This is a genomic window from Pseudoalteromonas sp. SG44-5 (assembly GCF_014164175.1).
Lineage (GTDB): Bacteria > Pseudomonadota > Gammaproteobacteria > Enterobacterales > Alteromonadaceae > Pseudoalteromonas > Pseudoalteromonas nigrifaciens.
On sequence record NZ_JACJES010000069.1, the window covers coordinates 1 to 388 of the forward strand.

Consider the following 388-nt stretch of genomic DNA (forward strand, 5'->3'; position numbering starts at 1 on the left):
AGGCGTTTAATTGGATCTGGGCTTATGCCTACTACGCGGGTGTTAAATTTTGCCAGCTCTGCTTGCTGGTCGCGTAGGTTTTCGGCTTGTACGGTACAGCCAGGTGTTGACGCCTTAGGGTAAAAGCCGTAGGGGTCAAATCTTGACTTCAGACATTATCATCATTGAGCGTTTGATAGTCACTGTGAGTTTACCTTTCGATGAAAAGTATAATTTAATCAACACCCACAAAAAAGCGTTGCCCTTGAGCAACGCTTTTTTAAGTCTAATTTCTAACAGCGAGTAACTTACTCTGCCGCTAACTTATTCTGCTGCGAGATAATCCAACACTACCTGATGGTGATCTTTGGTTTTAAACTTATCGAACAGGTGTTTAATTTTGCCGTCT

General features: G+C 42.5%; 1 pseudogene. It reads right to left on the bottom strand.

The annotated features are described in order from the left end of the window. Positions 1-125: pseudogene (locus H5079_RS18240) on the bottom strand (redoxin domain-containing protein); the annotation flags it as partial. Positions 126-388 lie beyond the last annotated feature (263 nt).